16 protein-coding genes and 1 pseudogene are annotated in these 18,485 nt (G+C 58.5%); 8 read left to right on the top strand and 9 right to left on the bottom strand.

Annotated features, from left to right (window positions below; all coding sequences use genetic code 11):
• Positions 1–23: 23 nt before the first annotated feature.
• The 5 genes from HAT86_RS10605 to HAT86_RS10625 form a co-directional block, all read right to left on the bottom strand.
• A complete protein-coding gene (locus HAT86_RS10605) occupies positions 24–992 on the bottom strand; it encodes an ABC transporter ATP-binding protein (protein ID WP_167197059.1) in 969 nt (322 codons plus the stop codon).
• On the bottom strand, positions 992–1,957 hold the full coding sequence (locus HAT86_RS10610; RefSeq protein WP_167197063.1) for an ABC transporter ATP-binding protein: 966 nt from the start codon (positions 1,955–1,957) through the stop codon (positions 992–994). Before HAT86_RS10610 ends, HAT86_RS10605 begins: the two co-directional genes overlap by 1 nt.
• Entirely contained in the window at positions 1,957–2,865 is a 909-nt protein-coding gene (locus HAT86_RS10615; protein ID WP_167197066.1) for an ABC transporter permease, read from the bottom strand. The genes HAT86_RS10610 and HAT86_RS10615 overlap by 1 nt, the downstream gene beginning before the upstream one ends.
• On the bottom strand, positions 2,862–3,848 hold the full coding sequence (locus tag HAT86_RS10620; protein WP_196780587.1) for an ABC transporter permease: 987 nt from the start codon (positions 3,846–3,848) through the stop codon (positions 2,862–2,864). The genes HAT86_RS10615 and HAT86_RS10620 overlap by 4 nt, the downstream gene beginning before the upstream one ends.
• Before the next feature lie 71 nt (positions 3,849–3,919).
• Positions 3,920–5,458, bottom strand: a complete 1,539-nt coding sequence (locus tag HAT86_RS10625) for an ABC transporter substrate-binding protein (protein WP_167197069.1) — start codon at positions 5,456–5,458, stop codon at positions 3,920–3,922.
• Positions 5,459–5,793: 335 nt separating this feature from the next.
• Between HAT86_RS10625 and HAT86_RS10630 the strand changes: the two genes are divergently transcribed.
• From HAT86_RS10630 to HAT86_RS17020, 7 genes are all read left to right on the top strand, one after another.
• Positions 5,794–6,288, top strand: a complete 495-nt coding sequence (locus tag HAT86_RS10630; RefSeq protein WP_167197072.1) for an Lrp/AsnC family transcriptional regulator — start codon at positions 5,794–5,796, stop codon at positions 6,286–6,288.
• 189 nt (positions 6,289–6,477) lie between these two features.
• Complete coding sequence (locus HAT86_RS10635) at positions 6,478–7,650, top strand: glycine cleavage T C-terminal barrel domain-containing protein (protein WP_167197074.1); 1,173 nt, start codon at positions 6,478–6,480, stop codon at positions 7,648–7,650.
• 10 nt (positions 7,651–7,660) lie between these two features.
• Positions 7,661–8,110 (top strand): OsmC family protein, encoded by a 450-nt coding sequence (locus HAT86_RS10640; protein ID WP_167197077.1) that lies wholly within the window; start codon positions 7,661–7,663, stop codon positions 8,108–8,110.
• A 22-nt stretch (positions 8,111–8,132) separates the two neighbouring features.
• Positions 8,133–8,936 (top strand): enoyl-CoA hydratase, encoded by an 804-nt coding sequence (locus HAT86_RS10645; RefSeq protein ID WP_167197080.1) that lies wholly within the window; start codon positions 8,133–8,135, stop codon positions 8,934–8,936.
• A gap of 4 nt (positions 8,937–8,940) precedes the next feature.
• A complete protein-coding gene (locus tag HAT86_RS10650; protein ID WP_167197085.1) occupies positions 8,941–10,575 on the top strand; it encodes an acyl-CoA synthetase in 1,635 nt (544 codons plus the stop codon).
• Positions 10,576–10,844: 269 nt separating this feature from the next.
• Positions 10,845–12,437 (top strand): acyltransferase family protein, encoded by a 1,593-nt coding sequence (locus HAT86_RS10655; protein ID WP_167197087.1) that lies wholly within the window; start codon positions 10,845–10,847, stop codon positions 12,435–12,437.
• Positions 12,438–12,445: 8 nt separating this feature from the next.
• Positions 12,446–12,835, top strand: coding sequence for an SGNH hydrolase domain-containing protein (locus HAT86_RS17020; RefSeq protein ID WP_269204316.1), 390 nt, complete (start codon positions 12,446–12,448; stop codon positions 12,833–12,835).
• Between the two features lie 31 nt (positions 12,836–12,866).
• Here the strand turns inward: HAT86_RS17020 and HAT86_RS10665 are convergent, their stop codons facing one another.
• The 4 genes and pseudogenes from HAT86_RS10665 to HAT86_RS10675 form a co-directional block, all read right to left on the bottom strand.
• Entirely contained in the window at positions 12,867–14,204 is a 1,338-nt protein-coding gene (locus tag HAT86_RS10665) for an HlyD family type I secretion periplasmic adaptor subunit (protein ID WP_167197093.1), read from the bottom strand.
• Positions 14,201–15,388 (bottom strand): annotated as a pseudogene (locus HAT86_RS16860) (type I secretion system permease/ATPase); the annotation flags it as partial. The pseudogene HAT86_RS16860 and the gene HAT86_RS10665, both read right to left, overlap by 4 nt.
• Before the next feature lie 15 nt (positions 15,389–15,403).
• Entirely contained in the window at positions 15,404–16,228 is an 825-nt protein-coding gene (locus HAT86_RS16865) for a type I secretion system permease/ATPase (protein ID WP_231125883.1), read from the bottom strand.
• A 35-nt stretch (positions 16,229–16,263) separates the two neighbouring features.
• Positions 16,264–16,914: a hypothetical protein gene (locus HAT86_RS10675; RefSeq protein ID WP_167197096.1), complete on the bottom strand. Its 651-nt coding sequence runs from the start codon at positions 16,912–16,914 to the stop codon at positions 16,264–16,266.
• Positions 16,915–17,050: 136 nt separating this feature from the next.
• Here HAT86_RS10675 and istA point away from each other — a divergent pair.
• The coding region (istA, locus tag HAT86_RS10680) for an IS21 family transposase (protein WP_167197099.1) at positions 17,051–18,485 on the top strand (1,435 nt) is incomplete at its 3' end.

The raw sequence follows: 18,485 nt of genomic DNA on the forward strand, positions 1-18,485 counted from the left end.
TGATCAAACCCGTGTGGGGGCGTTTATTCTGCGAAATGGCAGGCCACGCGTGCGCCGTTGGACAGCGGCCGCAATTCCGGGCGTTCGGCGCGGCAGCGCGCCTCGGCCATGGCACAGCGCGGCGCAAAGGGACAGCCCGGTGGCATGTTGACCGGATCGGGCAGCTCGCCCGGTTCACGCGGCGTGTCGAACGATCCGCCCTCAAGCTTGGGGATCGCATCAAGAAGCAGTTGTGTATAGGGGTGTTTTGGCGCGTCAAACAGCGTTTCGGTTTTGGCCAGTTCCATGACGCGGCCCAGATACATTACCGCGACACGTGTGCCGAAATGTTCAACAACGCTCAGGTCATGGGTGATGAACAGATAGGTCAGGCCCCACTTGGACTGCAGATCGGTCATCAGGTTCAGGATCTGCGCCTGAATGGACACATCAAGCGCAGAAATCGGTTCATCCGCAACGATAAACGCCGGATTTGTCACCAAGGCCCGCGCGATTGCGATGCGTTGCCTTTGACCGCCGGAAAATTCGTGCGGTAGCTTGCGCTGCCATGAGGGATCACAGCCGGTGACGGCAAGCACGTTTTCGACCGTCTCGCGCACCTCGGAGGCCGGGGTTTCGGGCATCAGGTGGCGAATGGGCTCGGCCAGCGTTTCGAACACGTTGCGCCGCGGATTGAGCGAGGCATAAGGGTTCTGAAACACCATCTGCATGTCGCGGCGAATGGGCTTGCGGGTGGCCTCGTCCATCTGGTCGATCCGCTGGCCGTTGAAATAAATTTCACCGGCGGTCGGTGGTTGCAGCCCGATGATGGCGCGGCCGAGGGTGGTTTTGCCGCAACCGGATTCCCCGACAACGCAAAAGGTTTCACCGGGCTGGATCGCAATGTCCACGGTATTGAGCGCGTGCAGCACAGGCTTGTCGCGCGACAGGAAATGCGTGGGCAGGGGAAAGCGAACCTCAATCCCTTTTGTTTCGACGATGGGCGTGGTCATCAGGTGGCCTCGGGGACATTGAGCGGGTGAAAACAGGCACGACCGTTTTCGAGCGGTGGAATCTGGCTGCGGCAGACGTCTGTCGCGCGGTCACAGCGCGGGTGATAGGCGCAGCCCGACGGCAGGGCGGTGATCGGCGGCATGGACCCCGGAATTTGATACAGGCGCGCGCCGCGGCCCACCTTTTGCGGAAGTGCCTTGAGCAGACCATAGGTGTAGGGATGCTGCGGTGCGTCGATGATGCCTCGGGTCTGGCCGGTTTCCACGCACAGACCGGCATACATGATCATCAGCCGCTGCGTGACTTCGGCTACGACCCCAAGGTCATGGGTGATCAGGAGCAGCGCGACATCTTTTTCACGGCACAGTTTCAGGATCAGCGCCATGATTTCGGCCTGAATCGTGACATCGAGGGCGGTTGTCGGCTCGTCCGCGATGATCAGTTCGGGGTCGGTCAGCAAAGCGATGGCGATCACCACGCGCTGGCGCAAGCCGCCCGACAATTCATGCGGGTAGGCTTCCAGCCGGGACTCGGCCGATGGGATTGCCACCTCGCGCAGCTTTTCGATGCAAAGCTTGCGCGCCTCTTTGTCGGAAATGCGGCGATGCGCCTTTAGGGTTTCGATCATCTGCGTGCCGATTGAAAGCACGGGGTTCAGCGTCACCATCGGATCTTGAAAGATCATCGAAATACGGTTGCCACGGATCGACCGGATGTCGCGTTCGGACAGATCAAGCAGGTTTTCACCATGAAAGGTGATGCTGCCCTGTGACACGCGGCCGGGGTCGGCGATCAGGTTGAGGATGGCAAAGGCCAGCATGGATTTGCCAGCGCCGGATTCTCCGACGACGCCAAGGCGTTCGCCTTTTTCCAGCGTCAGGTTCACGCCGCGCAGGGCCTCGACCTCGGTTTTCTTGCCCTTGGGAAAGGCGACGTGCAAATCACGGATTTCAAGCAAAGGCATCAGTCATCCCCCCGGCGCAGTTTCGGATTGAAGACATCGCGCAGCCAGTCGCCCAAAAGGTTCAGCGCAAGGATCAGTGCGACCAGCACGAGGGCGGGATAGAAGGTGATCCACCACGAGCCGGAGAAGATGAACTCGAAACCCGAGCGGATGAGCGAGCCAAGCGACGGACGGTCCACCGGCATTCCAAGCCCAAGAAACGATAGCGCGGCTTCGGTCATGATCGCCTCGGCCACCTGAATGGTCGAGATCACAAGCACCGGCGTCAGGGTGTTGGGCAGGATATGCTTCCACATGATCTTGCGCGGGGGCAGCCCGATGACGCGGGCGGCATCGACATATTCCTTGTTGCGTTCCCCCAGAACCGAGGATCGCACCGTGCGCGCAAATTTGGGCCATTCGGCGACACCGATGATCAGGATCAGCATGAAGATCGCGTAATCGGCATAGGTGTTGGCATCGAACGTGGCGGAAAAGATGGCCAGCACGATGATGGCGATCATCAGCGTCGACAGCGACATCTGGATATCGGCCAACCGCATCAGGAACGCATCGACCCAGCCACCGCGATACCCCGCGATCAGGCCAAGGGTGACGCCCAGAATGCCCTGAACGATCACTGCGCCGATACCGATGATCAGCGAAATTCCGGTGCCATACATGATCGTGGACAACACGCCGCGCCCCTGCGCATCGGTGCCCAGCAAAAAGCGATCATCGCCACCGGGCTTCCAGCTTGGGGGCATTTCGCTGTTCATGATGTCAAGCTGCATCAGGTCATAGGGGTTTTGCGGGGCGAGGAAGGGGGCCAAAACGGCCATCAGCACAAGGATCAGCAAGACCACCCCGGCGCCGATGGCAACCGGATCGGACAGAAACCGTTTGATGAAGCCTTTGAGTGAGATCATCCTTTTGCCCCCGGTAGCTTCACCATTGGATTGATGAGTGTGTAGATGAAATCAACCAGCGTGTTGACGACCACGAAAATCAGGCCGACCACGATGATGTAGGCGATGATCAACGGGGTATCGACGCGGTTTACGGCCTCAAGGAACAAGAACCCCATACCGGGCCACTGGAACACGGTTTCGGTCAGGATGGTATAGGCGATCAGCGTGCCGATCATCAGCCCGCCCACCGTGACCACCGGCAACAGAGTATTTCGAAAGGCGTGGACATAGCGCACCCGCGCTGTTGATAGCCCCTTGGCCTTGGCAAAACGCACGTAATCGGTGCCCATGGCCTCCATCATCTCGGCGCGGATCAGGCGGATGAACAGTGGCAGCATGATTGACGACAGGGTGATCGACGGCAGGATCAAATGGCTTAGCCCGTCCCATGTCAGTAGGCCGGTCTCCCATCCCCATGGAAGGGCAACCGTGTCGCCGCGCCCGAACGCGGGCAACCAGCCCAATTCGACCCCGAACAGCCACACCATGCCAATCGCGGTCAGGAACACCGGCACCGAAATGCCGATGATCGAGGCTGACATGATAAACTGCGTCAGCCAACTGTCGCGATGGATGGCGCAATAAATACCGGCCGGAATCGACAGCGACAGGAAAATGAAAACCGCCCCCAGAACCAGTTCGAACGTGGCGGGAAATTTGTCCATGATCACGTCAAGCGCGGGACGTTTGAAGAAATACGAGGTGCCCAAATCGCCCTGTATAGCATTGCCCAGAAACCGGGCATACTGCACGAAGAACGGATCGTTCAGCCCCATTTCATTGCGCATCAGGTCGCGCTCTTCTTCGGACACCGATTGCCCGACCAGTTCGCGCAGCGGGTCGCCCAGATTGCCCTGAATCGAAAACCCGATCAGGGATATGACGAACATCACGACAACGGCTTGAACGCCGCGTCGAAGAAGAAAAGCGATGATATGCATGGATGTCTTTCGGATATGCGCGGGCCAGTTGCATCCGGCCCGCGCCTGAGAGCTTCGTCTTGATTGCCCCGTTAGTCTTGGATGACCAGATCGCCCAGATAGGGGAAGTTCATCACGTTGACAACGTCTTCGATCATCACGCCTTTGCGGGCCGCCCAAGCCAGATCTTGCCAGTGGAACGGAATGAAGGCGGCTTCGTTGTAAAGGATTTCCTCAACCCGTTGCAGCATTTCGGCGCGTTTCTCGGCATCGGTTTCGGTCAGCGAGGCAATGGTCAGCTCGTCGACTTCCGCGTTCGAGTAATTGCCCGAGTTGTATTGGCCACGACCGGTGTCGGCATCCGGGGTCATGGTCAGGAACTCGTTGAAGTTGGCGCTGTCTTCGGTATCCGCATGCCAGCCGATCATCATGATGTCGGCGGCGCGCTCGTCGAACTTGGGCCAGTATTGCGCCTTGGGCATGGTGGTCAGGTCGATCTGGACGTTGATCTTGGCCAGCATCGCCGCTGCCGCTTCGCAGATTTTGAAGTCGTTCACGTAACGGTTGTTGGGGCACATCATCGAGGCTGAGAAGCCATCGGCATAGCCCGCCTCTTCCATCAACGCCTGTGCCTTTGCCACGTCAAAGCGCGGGGTCAGGTCGGGGTTGTGACCAACATAGCCCTTGGGTGATTGCTGTGCCGCAACGGTGCCAAAGCCCTTCATGATCTTTTGCACGATGCCATCGTTGTTGATAGCATAGGCAATCGCCTGACGGACCTTGGGGTTGGCCAAGGCTTCGTTCCGGTCCTGGTTCATCTGAAGCGTGATGATGCGGGTGCCGGTCATCGTCACCAGTTTGGTGTTGTCGTCGTTTTCGATCCGCTCAAGATCGGTCGGCGGAACTGGCGCGATGAAATCCACATCGCCCGACAGCAAGGCTGCGACACGTGTGGGCGCTTCCTTGATCGGGGTCAGAACGGCGGTTTGCACGTTGCCGGGGCTGTCGGCATCCCAGTAATCGGGGTTGCGTTCGAAGGTGACGCGCACACCCTGTTCACGCTCGGCCACGGTGAAGGGGCCGGTGCCCGAAACGTTACGGCTGGCGAAACTGTCGCCGTGCTTGGCAATCTCGGCGCCGCCGTCCTCGTAAAAATCCTTGTCCATCGGGAAGACGTAGGTTGCGGTGTGAAGAACAAGCGGGCTGGCCCCATCTGTCTTGATTTCAACCGTATCTTCATCAATCGCCGTGGCCGAGGTCCAGCCAGCAAAAATGCCCTTGAAGTCGGGCGAGGATTTCAACCGCTCGATCGTCCAGACGACATCGTCGGCGGTCATCTCGTTGCCGGTGTGGAAGGTGACACCGTCGCGCAGGTGAAAGCGCATCGTCGTGTCGTCCACACGTTCCCAGCTTTCGGCAAGGCGGGGGTCAAACCCCAAATCCTTATTCCACCGCACCAGCGGGTCGAACACCATATGGGACAACTGAAGCGTGCCGCCCGACAATTGTTCGTGCGGATCAAGTGACACGGGGTCCGCGTCATAGGCAAAGTTTAGTGTCTGGGCCGGGGCCACGGTGGCCGCCCCCAGAACCATTGCCATTGCGGCGGTGAGCGATCTGAGATGTTTCATGGAAGACTCCCTAAGGACTATTTTGCCGCATCCCACAGGCGCGGGGCGGCCGTTTCTATACCTGTTACCGTAGTCCCGATTGCCGGCCAGTGTAAAGATCGGTGCCGTCGCGTCATGCCAAGCTTCTTGGCTGACTGCATGCAAAACACCAAAACGGTTTCGGTTTCTGCCCATGTGAAATCGCCTTGTGTAAATCATTTGCCGCTACTGGTATTTATTAGGTCGCAAATTCGCCTCTTGGTGCGGCCACTTGTCCGCATAACATCTAAAAAAAACCGCAGGACGTTTGTGGCAGGCGCATGCGGTGTATCGGTCATTCAGCAAGGCGGCATGTTATGCGAGAACGGCAGGGGCTCGATCCAACGGATATTCGCATTTTAAGCGCGGTGCAAAAGCACGGCCAGCTGAGCAAGACAAAACTTGCCGAGTTGGTCAACCTGTCGGCAACCCCATGTTGGGCGCGGCTGACCCGCCTGCGCGCGGCTGGATATATCCGCGGCTACCATGCCGACATCGCCCTTGAACGGGTGGTGGATGCGACGCGGGTGGTCGTGACCGTATCCCTGACGCATCACCGCAAATCCGACTTTGACAGGTTCGAAACCTATATCCGGTCGATTGACGAGGTCATTAACTGCGTGGCGACAGGCGGTGGCATTGATTACATCATGACCTTGGTCACGCCCAACCTGTCCGCGTTTCAGGCCCTGATGGATGATCTGTTATCCGAGGATCTGGCGGTTGACCGGTATATGACGTATTTCGCTACCCGTCTGATCAAGGCCGAACAACCCAACCTTGCCAAGCTGGTGGCGCAAAACAGGCTGTAATGTTTGCGACATGCCGTGTCGTGATTTGTCATCCCGGACCATTCAGTCCGCAAACCCCTGAATCCAAGCCTGAACAGTCTTCGAAGCGCCCGATTTTTAGGCCGTCTGATAAAACAAAACACGTTACATCCGGAAACATCAACAACGCGACCCAGGGCATGGCCCGAAGCGCAAAACAGGGTGAATGACATGATGCAATCTCAAGACTTTGGTTTTGGCACTCAAATCCGCAAATCGCCTTACTTCGACGCAACGGTGCGTTGGGGCGCGCAAGGGTTTTCGGTTTACAATCACATGTATATCCCGCGTGATTTCGGCGACCCCGAGCAGAATTTCTGGAACCTCGTGAACGATGCGATCCTGTGCGATGTGGCGGTTGAGCGTCAGGTTGAAATCACCGGCCCGGACGCGGCCAAATTCACCCAGATGCTGACGCCGCGCGACCTGTCGAACATGGCTGTGGGTCAGTGCAAATACGTCATGATCACCAACGCCGAAGGCGGCATCCTGAACGACCCGATCCTGCTGAAGCTGGCCGACGATCATTTCTGGCTGTCGCTGGCCGACAGTGACATTCTGCTATGGGCGCAGGGTGTGGCCGTGCATTCCGGGCTTGATGTTTCAATCTGTGAACCGGACGTGTCGCCGCTGCAATTGCAGGGCCCCAAATCGGGCGAAATCATGCAGGCGCTGTTTGGCGACGAGGTTATGGACCTGCGCTATTACTGGTTCCGCGAGATGGAGCTGGATGGCATTCCGCTGATCGTGTCGCGCACCGGCTGGTCCAGCGAGTTGGGCTATGAAATCTACCTGCGCGATTCAGATTACGGCGATGCCCTGTGGGAGCGGATCATGGCCGTCGGTATGCCGATGGGTCTGAAACCCGGCCACACCTCGACCATTCGTCGTGTCGAAGGTGGTATGCTGTCCTATCATGCCGATGCTGATATCCACACCAACCCGTTCGAGTTGGGCATGGATCGTTTGGTTAATCTGGATATGGACGCCGAATTTATCGGCAAGTTCGCGTTGCAGCGCATCCGCGACAACGGCGTTACCCGCAAGCAGGTTGGCCTGATCATCGAAGGAGAGCCGATGTCAGGGCCGAATACGGCCTTCTGGGCGATCAACCAAAATGGCGACCCGGTGGGCAAGGTCACCTCGGCTGTATATTCGCCACGTCTGAAAAAGAACATCGCCTTGGCGATGGTCTCGGTCGAGGCGGCAGAGCTTGGCACTCAGTTGGATGTGATGACCCAGACTGGCGAAACCACGGCCACCGTTGTTGAGAAGCCCTTCTTTGACCCGCGCAAGCAAATCGCCGCCACTGGCGCGACCGAGGCCGTCCAGATCAACGCATAAAGGCAACAACATGTCCGACCTCGCCATCGAGCTGCATTGGCAGCGCGCCGAACCGGCTTTACAAACTGGCAAGTTTTCAAACGCCCATACGGTGCAGTATAACAACACCCACGAAGTGCAAGTGGACGCCGCCCCCGATTGGGGCGGCGATCCCGACAATACCAACCCCGAACAGGCGCTTGCGGCGGCGCTGTCCAGTTGTCACATGATGACCTTCCTTGCGCTATGCGCCAAGGCCGGGTGGCCGGTGGCCAGCTACCACGATTATGCCGAGGCGCATCTGGGCAAAAACGCCCAAGGGCAGATGTCGGTCACGCGGATCGACCTGAACCCGGTGGTGCGGTTCGATACCGGCTTTGCCGTCGAGGCCGACAAGCTAGACGAAATGCAGCACCGCGCGCATCGCTATTGCTTTATCGCCAACACCTTGGCGGATAGCGTGGAAATCAACGTCAACTGAGATCAAGAAAAAGGACCGGCCCATGACCACCCAGACCGATATCTTGCTGCGCGACCTGTCGGATGATGGCGTCCTGCGCCTGACCTTGAACGATGTGGCGCGGCGCAATGCCTTGTCTGAGGCGATGCTTTCGGCGCTTGGAGCGGCGTTTGATGAGGCGGGTCATGACCCGGCGGTGCGTGTGATCGTCCTTGCGGCCAATGGTCCGGCGTTTTGTGCGGGGCACGACCTGAAGGAAATGACCGCCGGGCGCGCCGCAGCAGACGGGGGCCGCGCTTATTTCACCAAGGTGATGGGCCAGTGTTCGGGCGTGATGCAGGGCATCGTCAACTGCCCCAAGCCGGTGATCGCCGAGGTCACCGGCATCGCCACCGCCGCAGGCTGCCAATTGGTGGCAAGCTGCGATCTGGCGATTGCGGCGGACAGCGCCAAGTTCAGCACGCCGGGCGTGCATATCGGGCTGTTCTGCTCGACCCCCATGGTGGCCCTGTCGCGCAACACCGCCAACAAGCATGCGATGGAAATGCTGCTGACCGGCGATATGACGCCCGCGCCCCGCGCCGCCGAAATCGGGTTGGTGAATTATGCCGTGGCCGAAGAAGAATTGCAGGCGGCCACCATGGAAATGGCACGCAAGATCGCCTCGAAATCCACCATGACGCTGGCCACCGGCAAGCGTGCGTTCTATGCCCAACGCGAGATGCCATTGGCCGACGCCTATGACTATGCAAGTCAGGTGATGGTCGATAACATGCTGGCCCATGACGCCGAGGAAGGCATCGGTGCTTTCATCGAAAAACGCGCACCCCAATGGCAGGACCGATAAACACATGTCCGAGAACCCCTACAACACCGGCCTTGACCGGACACCGGCCAACTATCAGCCGCTAACTCCGCTGACGTTTCTTGAACGCGCGGCCAGTGTTTTTCCGGATTATACGGCCATCGTGCATGGGGACTTGCGGCGCAGCTACAGGGATTTCTACGCGCGGTCGCGGCAACTGGCATCGGTTCTGGCCGGGCGCGGGATTGGCCGGGGCGATACGGTATCGGCCATGTTGGCCAATACACCTGCCATGCTGGAATGTCATTATGGCGTGCCGATGTGTGGCGCGGTTCTGCATTCGATCAACACACGGTTGGATGCCGCGATCATCGCGTTTCAGCTTGATCACGCCATGGCAAAGATTGTCATTGTTGATCGCGAATTTGCGCCGTTGATGGCCGAGGCTTTGGAACTGGCGACTGTCACGCCAGAGGTTATTCAATACGACGACCCCGAATACACCGGCCCCGGTGGCATGGAGGGCGCCGAGGATTACGAGGCTGTCGTTGCCACCGGCGATGCGGATTTTGAGTGGCTCATGCCCGAGGATGAATGGGACGCGATCTCGATCAATTATACGTCGGGCACCACGGGCGACCCCAAGGGCGTCGTCTCGCATCATCGCGGCGCTTACCTGCTGGCGCAGGGCAATGCGCTAACCACATCCATGGCCAAGCACAGCGTTTACCTGTGGACCCTGCCGATGTTTCACTGCAACGGATGGTGTTTTCCTTGGACCCTGTCGGCCATCATTGGCACGCATGTCTGTTTGCGGCAGGTGCGCGCGGCCCCGATCTGGCAGGCCTTGGCCGAGGAAGGGGTGACGCATCTGTGCGGCGCGCCCATCGTCATGTCTTTGATCGAATCCGCCCCGACCGAGGAAAAGCGCGAATTGCAGCATCGTGTGCAGTTTTTCACCGCCGCCGCACCGCCCCCCGAAAGCCTGCTGGCCAGTATGGCCGAGGCGGGTTTTGATGTGACGCACCTCTATGGCCTGACGGAAACCTATGGCCCGTCGGTTGTCAACGAATGGCATTCCGACTGGTCGGATTTGCCCGCGCCGGAACAGGCCAAGCTGAAGGCGCGACAGGGCGTGCGCTATTTGCCGTTGGAACAGTTGGACGTTCTGGACCCAGACACCATGCAACCCGTCCCCCGCGATGGCGCAACCATGGGCGAGGTGATGTTCCGCGGCAACGTGGTGATGAAGGGCTATTTCCGCAATAGCGAGGCCACGCAAAAGGCACTGGCCGGTGGCTGGTTCCATTCCGGTGATCTGGGGGTGGTTTATCCCGATGGATATATCCAGCTAAAGGATCGCTCGAAGGACATCATCATATCGGGTGGTGAAAATATCTCGTCGATCGAGGTTGAAGAGGCGCTGTATCGGCACCCGGCTGTTGCCGTGGCCGCCGTCGTGGCCATGCCGCATGAAAAATGGGGCGAAACGCCCTGTGCGTTTGTGGAGTTGAACGCGGGCGGGCAGGTGGATGAACCTACGCTGCGCACATGGTGCCGCGAGCATCTGGCCCCCTACAAAGTGCCCGGCAAGATCGTGTTTGACACAATCCCCAGAACCTCGACCGGCAAAATCCAGAAGTTCGTTCTACGCGAGCGGGCCTCGGGGTTGACGCAATAATCAGGCGGATAAGGTCGGGATCGGTGATGGGTATTCGCGCTCGATTGGCTTGAGTTGCACCGGGTTCACATTTGGCCGTGCATCCTGCGGGGCAAGTTTGCCCTGAGACTTCTCACAGTTGGTCGACGTTCGGATGTCGTGTGGCACATATGCGGCGGCGTTGACTGGATTGTACGACGATGGCTTGCGCCATTTCGTGTCTGGCGCGATAGAGACACATGTTGCCCCGCGCACGGTCGCGGTGCGTGCCGTTTTGGAGCGACCGGAAAGTGAACTATCGACGCGAGATTGATGGGCTGCGTGCTGTAGCGGTGATGCCTGTGATCTTTTTCCACGCTGGATTGGATGTTTTTTCAGGCGGTTTTGTCGGCGTCGACGTCTTTTTTGTGATCTCCGGTTTTCTAATCACGACGATCATCATCGACCAGCGCGCGCATGGGCGATTTTCAATTTTGCAGTTTTATGAACGGCGCGCACGGCGCATCTTGCCGGCGCTTTTTCTTGTTTTGGGGGCAAGTTTCCCGCTGGCATGGGCGTGGATGCCGCCGGATGGCTTTGATGATTATCTGCGCAGTTTGGGGTTCGCCGCCATATTCCTGTCGAATGTGCATTTCTGGGAATACTCGGATTATTTCGCCCAATCCGCCGAGTTGCGGCCTCTGCTGCACACGTGGAGTTTGGCCGTTGAAGAGCAGTATTACCTGTTCTTCCCCTACCTGATCGCGATGCTGGGCGTATTTTCGCGGCGGAAGTATATTCTTGTGATCGGCGTTATTGGGATTTTGTCCCTAGCCTTGAGCGAATGGGGCTGGCGTCATCACCCGAATGAAAATTTCTTTTTCACCTTCTCACGCGTGTGGGAATTGTTCGCGGGCTCAATCTGTGCGTTCATTGCATTCAGGGTGCCGCCGCGCAGAAATGAGTTTCTGGCGACCATCGGTCTTGCGATGATCCTCTATGCGGTTTTCTTCTATGATAGCAGCGTCCCGTTTCCCTCGCTCTATGCGATGGTGCCGGTGTTGGGCACGTGCTTGGTTCTGCTATACGCGCAAGCCGATACTTGGGTGGGGCGGTGTTTGTCGATGCGGCTGCCTGTTGCCATCGGGTTAATCAGTTATTCTGCATACCTATGGCACCAGCCGTTGTTCGCGTTTGCCCGTATCCGCAGCCTGCACGAACCCGCGCTGTGGCTCATGCTGGTGCTGTCTGGGGTGACGTTGGGTCTGGCCGCGATCAGTTGGCGCTATGTGGAACAGCCGTTTCGCGCGGGAAAAATGCCGGTTTTCCCTCGCCGGTCACAGGTCTTTATTGCCAGCATCGCTGGGCTTTTATTGTTTGTCTCGGTCGGGCTTGGTGGCCGGGCGGCGGGTTTGGAGGCCCGGTTCGAAAAAGTGGTGCCCAACCATATTTTGTATGCCTTCGACGACAGAAACGATCACGCACAGTGTTTGCCAATTCCTGCGGAATTCTCTGCTGACGCGGCGCGAGAGCATTGCAGCATCGAAACCGGGGCACAGCAAAAAGTTGTCTTGTTGGGGGATAGCCACGCCGATCATTATGCCGCCGCACTGCGTTTGGGGGCCAAAGACCTTGGCTATGATTTTTACCAGTTCACTGCGAATTCCTGCATCCCCTTTGATGGGTTCAAAGGGTATGGTCGAGATTGCGACACCTATGCGCGTGAAATGCGCGGCATACTGGAAGAACTTCAACCCGATGTCATTGTATTATCAAACCGCTGGACGCTTTATTTTGAAGGCAACAGGTTTTCCAACGAGGAAGGCGGTGTCGAATTTGGCGAGGGGTCAGGGTATGATATTGACGGTCTACCCCCGGTAGCGCGGCGTACAAGCAAGCCCTGACCGACAAGTTGCGGGAGAATTTAAAGGCGTTCGTTGACACAAGCAACGTTGTGCTTGTCTATCCCAACCCCGAAGCGGGCTGGAACGTGCCCAAGGTTTTGCAACACATGATTGCCTATGACGGGGCCAACCCGGATGACCTTTTGCTGACAACATCTTACGACGTTTTTCAGGCGCGCAATTCCTCAGCCATGTCCTATCTGGATCAGATCGCGGGTCCGGGCATTTATCGCGCGTACCCGCACAAAGCGCTGTGCAACACATTGGTACCGGGGCGTTGCGTGAATGCTGTGCCGGGCAAGGTTCTTTATTACGACGATGACCACCTGTCCAATACCGGGGCCGAGTTTATCGCACCGCAATTGCTGGAGGCGGTTGCCAAGGCGCTGCGCGATTAAAGGTCAATGGGCTGATCTGTCTGAGGAGGGTTCAGCGTTCGCGAAACGCGCGTGACATTGAATCCACGATCGGTTTGGTCAAATATTCAAAAAACGTGCGTTCGGCGGCCTGGATCATCACCTCGGCGGGCATGCCTGGGGTTGGCCTAAAGCCCTTGACGCGGTTTAGTTCCTCGGCCGTCAAACGCACGCGTGCCAGATAGACCTCGCGCGGGGTCATTTGTGTGGTGTCTGGTAAAGCGTCCGCCGAGACATAAAATACCTCGCCGGTCAAAACGGGGGTGGTCCGCTGGTTCAATGCTGTCAGCCGGACCGTGGCCGTTTGGCCGATTTGGACGCTATCGATATTCTTGCGCGGGATTTCCGTTTCGATGATCAACGGGGCACCTGATGGTAGGATCTCGGCGATGCTTTTGCCGCTTTCTATGACGCCACCCGGTGTATTGTAATTCATGCGCACGACGGTGCCGCTGACCGGTGCCTCGATCGTTGAGCGCTGTCGAATGCTCAGGGCATTGCGGTATTGTTCGCGCACACTGTCCAACTCGCCTTCGGTGACCTGTAATTCATCCAGTGCGGCCTCCTTGTGGGCTGTGCGCGCTTGCTCAATCTGCGACTTCTGTTTGGAAATCATCTCATGCGTTTCGGCGATTTGAGACAGAACACGGCCTTTTTGCCCAATCCCTTCGGCCCGCGCCCGTTGCAGCGAATTGATCTGACTTTTCGAGACCAGCCTTTTTTCAAAAAGGGTGGATTGCGTCGCGATATCTTCGTCAAGATATGCGATCTGTTCTTCCAGCGATTTGTGCTGTGCCTCGTATCCATCCAAGCGGTTTTCCAAGGCGCTGATATTGCTGCGCAATAGCGAAATGTCCTTGGCGACCTTCATCTTTGACACTGCGAAATTCAGTTCTTGGTTGCGGATGATTTCCGCGACAGCAGGGTCGTCAGCCGATTGTTGCAGAAACTCAGGCGTCGGCATGTCGTCTTGACCATGATACTCGGCCAACAGGCGGGCCGTCATGATTTCAAGCCGGGCCCGCCGCAAGAACAGTTCGCGCAGGCGGGCCTCTGTGGCGGTTTCGTCCAATCGGATGATCGGATCGCCTTTTTTGACCCGCGCCCCTTCGGTCACCATGATTTCACGGATAATCCCACCTTCAAGGTGTTGCACGATCTGGTTGTTGCCGGTTGCCACGAACGTCCCCGGCGAGATCACGGCTGCGGCCAAAGGCGCGCGAAAGGCCCAAGCCCCAAACCCGCCAAATGACAGGGCCATGACCAGCAATCCAACAGTGACATGCTTGCTGATCGAGCGCGGAACGCTGGAATACCATTCACTTGCATCATATGCGATGGACCGTGTCATTTGCCTGTGCCTCCGTTGCCGGGCAGAGATTTACCGCCACCGTTGCCAAGATTGCCCTGCGCGCCGCCTTGTTGTTGCTTGAGTTGCGCCAGAACGCGTTCGCGTTCGCCGAACATCGCGACATTGCCGCCCGCCAGCAGCATGATCTTGTCCACATGGGCCAGAAGGGACGGCTTTTGGGTCACGACCACAACGGTGATCCCGCTTTTCTTGGCGTGTTCCATGGCGCGCGCCAAAGCCTGATCGCCCGCGGTGTCGAGATTCGAGTTCGGCTCGTCCAGCACCACCAGTCTTGGATTGCCATAGAAGGCGCGGGCCAAGGCGATGCGCTGTTTCTGGCCGCCTGATAATGGCGCGCCATCTGCGGCGACAAAGGTTTCGTAGCCATGCGGTAGATTGGCAATCATGTCATGCACATCGGCCAGCATCGCGGCCTGATAAATCTGATCATCCGTGGCATCGGCGCGCATGCGCGCGATGTTGGCCTTGATCGAGCCGGGGAACAGTTGAACGTCTTGCGGCAGGTAGCCAATGCTTTCCCCGAATTGGCGCTGGTCCCAGTTGCGCAGGTCCATCAAATCCAGACGCACACAGCCCGACGTGGGCAAAATCGCCCCGACCAGCATTTTGCCAAGTGTCGTTTTGCCCGCGCCTGAATTGCCGATGACCGCCAAGGATTCACCGGGGGCCAGACAAAAACTGATCCCGTTCAGGATCACGCTTTTGGTGCCTTGCGGCACGTAAAGCAGCCGTTCAACGTCTAGCCGACCCTCGGGGCGGGGCAGGCGCAGGCGGTCTTGATTCAGCGGCGAGTCGTTCAGCAGATTTGAAATGCGCCCGAATGACGCCCGCGACAGGGTGAACTGGTTCCACCCTTCGATGGCACCTTCGATCGGGGCCAAGGCCCGCCCCGCGATGATCGAGGCGGCGATGACCATGCCGCCCGTGATTTCGCCCAAGATAGCAAGATAGGCACCCCATCCCAGCATTCCGACCTGTGTCAAAAGGCGCACGCCGCGCGATACCGCCGCTGACGCGATGTTGCGATCTTGTGCGCGGACCTGAGATTTCAACGAAGCGGCCGTATCACGCCCCCAGATCGAAACTGCCTCGGGGATCATGGCAAGCGCGTTGATAATCTGACTATTCCGCGCCATGGAATCGAGATGCATGTTGGCCATGCTTTGATGGCGGTTGGCCTAGCCGAAATGCCGGGCGGTCAGACGTTGGTTGATCAACGCAATCACCAGCAAGGCAAGTGCTGTGCCAATAACGATCAAGCCAAGATGCGGGTGAACAAGAAAAATTGCCAAGATGAAAATTGGGGCGAAGGGCACATCAAGGATTGACAACAGCGTGCCCGACACAAGAAAACCGCGCAATTGCTGTAGATCGCCCAAGGTCTGATATTCCCGACCCGTGCCGTGCAGCGATGCGCGCGCGGCCGCGCTGAGGATCGAAGAGCCAAGCCGTGCCGCCACCTCGACCGCGGTGCGCATCAGGATAAAACGCCGGATTGCATCGAAAAACGCTTGCAGAATAACCGCCCCGACAATCACCACGGTCAACATGATAAGGGTGTCGGTTGATCGGCTGGTCAGGACGCGATCAGAAATCTGGAAAAGGTAAACCGGAATGGCCAGAATCAGCAGGTTAGTCGCCAGCGTGAACAGCATGACAACCCAGATGTTGCGCCTGACCGACGCCAGCCCGGCCTTGAGGTTGCCCGAGAAATCAACCGGGCCAAGCCGCTTGTGAAAGCCGCCCGAACCGCCGCCGCCACCGCCGCCGTCGGTTGTGCCACCGGTCCCGCCGCCGGATGTTTCAGTCGCCTTGGCGTCGGTTGGGGTGTCTTTGGATTTTCGGTCCGGCCTGCGCGTTTTGGCCGGAACGTCGATATCAACCCGCGCTTCAGGTTCCAGCCGTATTGGCTTTGGTGGTTTCCGATCCAGCGCTTTGGAGTGTGTGCTTTCATGCGTGGCCGCTTTGTCGTCCGGCTTGAGATTTTTGGTCGGTCTGTTCATTTAAATATGTCCCCCTCAAGACCGGTCTTTGAATGTCACGTCAAAATGCCGCCCATGACATCGTGGTTGGCGTCCATGCCGTCACTGTTGTCTGGCGCGGCGGACGTTTCGTCTTTTTCTTCCCCGATCATGCCATCGGCCAGAAAGGCCACCGCTTCGCTGGCCAAGCCATCGCCCCCTAGGCCCTGATTTGCCGGGTCGGACACGATCAATCCTGCTTGGTGCATCAAGGCGTCGGAATATTGCTCTCCCTCCACATAAACGGCGCTGTCGACCCCGAAGTCGGACAGCTCGGCAATGTTGATCAGGAAGTTCGCGCCGGTGGTTACCGAAATTTCGCCACCCTCGGTCAGGGCGGCTTGGGTCGCCTTCAACTCGACCTGATCGGCGTCGCCCGCATAGTTGACCTGACGGATTGCTTGCAGGCTGAGCAAGTCGCCCTCGATGTAAAGCACGTCCAGCCGGTCCATGCCTTCGAACGGGTCATCCCCACGCACCCCCGCGCCGACCGCATTCGATCCGGCCTCAAGCGAATTGGCCAATTGCTTGTAGATGTCCGGCATCTCGTCTGTTGTGTTCACACCAGATGACCGGATCGCCGCGTGGTTCCAAAGAGAATTCCCATCGGTGCCAATCGACCATGCGTCGTCATCGGGATAAAAAATGCTGTCGTCATCCAGCAGCACGTTGATCTGCTGAATGTGAGAACGGCGGTGCAAAATTAGACCACGGTAGCGCCGCCATATTGGCGGTGCGGGCGGCGTAAAAGTCGTCCACTTTTTCCCTTCTTGCAGCTGCAGGGAGGGCGAGGAGATTTACACCGTGGAACTTTATCTGAAGGTCAGGCTGGCGCGCAGCGAGGGAATGAGCCAGCGGGAGCTGGCGCGCCATTTCAATATATCGCGCGACAGCGTTCGCAAGATGTTGGCGTTTTCTTCGCCGCCGGGTTACCGGCGCACGAAGGAGATCAAGCGTCCCAAGCTTGATGGGTTTACGGAGATCATCGACGGCTGGCTTGAAGGGGACAAGAATGTGCCCCGCAAACAGCGCCACACGGCGAAGCGGATCCACGAGCGGCTCAAGGCGGAACACAAGTTCAACGGCGGCTATACGATCATCAAGGATTACGTTCGGCAGCGTGAACGACGCAGCCGTGAGATGTTCGTGCCGCTGGCGCATCCGCCGGGCCATGCGCAAGCCGATTTTGGCGAAGCGTTGGTTGTGATCGGGGGTGTCGAACAAAAGGCCCACTTCTTCGTTCTGGATTTGCCGCACAGCGATGCCTACTTCGTGCGGGCCTACCCGGCGGCGACGGCGGAGGCCTGGATGGACGGGCATGTGCATGCCTTTGCCTTCTTTGGCGGGGTGCCGCAGTCGGTTCTCTACGACAACGATCGCTGCCTGGTCTCGAAGATCCAGCTGGATGGTACGCGGGTCCGCGCGACGCTGTTCAGCGGGCTGCTGTCGCACGACCTGTTCCGAGACCGCTACGGGCGGCCCGGTAAAGGGAACGACAAGGGCAATGTTGAGGGGATGGTGGGCTACGTGCGCCGCAACCACATGGTGCCGATCCCCCACTTCCCGGATTGGGAGAGCTTCAACGCCTATCTTGAAGAGCAGTGTCGCGCCCGTCAGACTGATACACTCCGTGGGCACACGGAGGCGATCGGCGCGCGCCTGCAGCGGGATCTGGCCGAGATGCGCCCCTTGCCAGCCGCCCCCTTTGAGGCCTGCGCACAGGCCAGCGGCCGGGTGAGCTCCCAGTCTTTGGTCCGCTACGACACCAACGATTACTCGGTCCCCGTGGCCTATGGCCATCAGGATGTCTGGGTGCGGGCCTATGTCGATCAGGTGGTGATTGGCTGCCGTGGGGACGTGATCGCACGCCATCCGCGGTGCTACGCGCGCGAGGACATGGTGTTCGACCCGATCCACTACCTCCCGCTGATCGAACGCAAGATCAATGCTTTGGATCAGGCCGCGCCCCTTGCGGAGTGGGACTTGCCAGAAGAGTTCGACACGCTGCGCCGCCTGATGGAAGCGCGCATGCTGAAGATAGGGCGCCGCGAGTATGTCCAGGTGCTGCGCCTTCTGGAGACCTTCGGCATGGATGACCTGCACGTTGCCGTAAAGCAGGCCCTGAAGATGGGCGCGGTCGGCTTTGATGCTGTGAAGCATCTGGTTTTGTGTCAGGTCGAGAAGCGGCCACCACGGCTCGACCTCGACGTGTACCCCTACCTGCCACGGGCGCGGGTCG

Source organism: Roseovarius gahaiensis (assembly GCF_011601345.1).
Lineage (GTDB): Bacteria > Pseudomonadota > Alphaproteobacteria > Rhodobacterales > Rhodobacteraceae > Roseovarius > Roseovarius gahaiensis.

Coding starts and splice junctions, on each gene's coding strand:
- HAT86_RS10605 (WP_167197059.1), bottom strand. CDS start 992: ATGACCACGCCCATCGTCGAAACAAAAGGGATTGAGGTTCGCTTTCCC.
- HAT86_RS10620 (WP_196780587.1), bottom strand. CDS start 3,848: ATGCATATCATCGCTTTTCTTCTTCGACGCGGCGTTCAAGCCGTTGTC.
- HAT86_RS10625 (WP_167197069.1), bottom strand. CDS start 5,458: ATGAAACATCTCAGATCGCTCACCGCCGCAATGGCAATGGTTCTGGGG.
- HAT86_RS10615 (WP_167197066.1), bottom strand. CDS start 2,865: ATGATCTCACTCAAAGGCTTCATCAAACGGTTTCTGTCCGATCCGGTT.
- HAT86_RS16865 (WP_231125883.1), bottom strand. CDS start 16,228: ATGAACAGACCGACCAAAAATCTCAAGCCGGACGACAAAGCGGCCACG.
- HAT86_RS10645 (WP_167197080.1), top strand. CDS start 8,133: ATGACCACCCAGACCGATATCTTGCTGCGCGACCTGTCGGATGATGGC.
- HAT86_RS10650 (WP_167197085.1), top strand. CDS start 8,941: ATGTCCGAGAACCCCTACAACACCGGCCTTGACCGGACACCGGCCAAC.
- HAT86_RS10640 (WP_167197077.1), top strand. CDS start 7,661: ATGTCCGACCTCGCCATCGAGCTGCATTGGCAGCGCGCCGAACCGGCT.
- HAT86_RS10610 (WP_167197063.1), bottom strand. CDS start 1,957: ATGCCTTTGCTTGAAATCCGTGATTTGCACGTCGCCTTTCCCAAGGGC.
- HAT86_RS10635 (WP_167197074.1), top strand. CDS start 6,478: ATGATGCAATCTCAAGACTTTGGTTTTGGCACTCAAATCCGCAAATCG.
- HAT86_RS10630 (WP_167197072.1), top strand. CDS start 5,794: ATGCGAGAACGGCAGGGGCTCGATCCAACGGATATTCGCATTTTAAGC.
- HAT86_RS10665 (WP_167197093.1), bottom strand. CDS start 14,204: ATGACACGGTCCATCGCATATGATGCAAGTGAATGGTATTCCAGCGTT.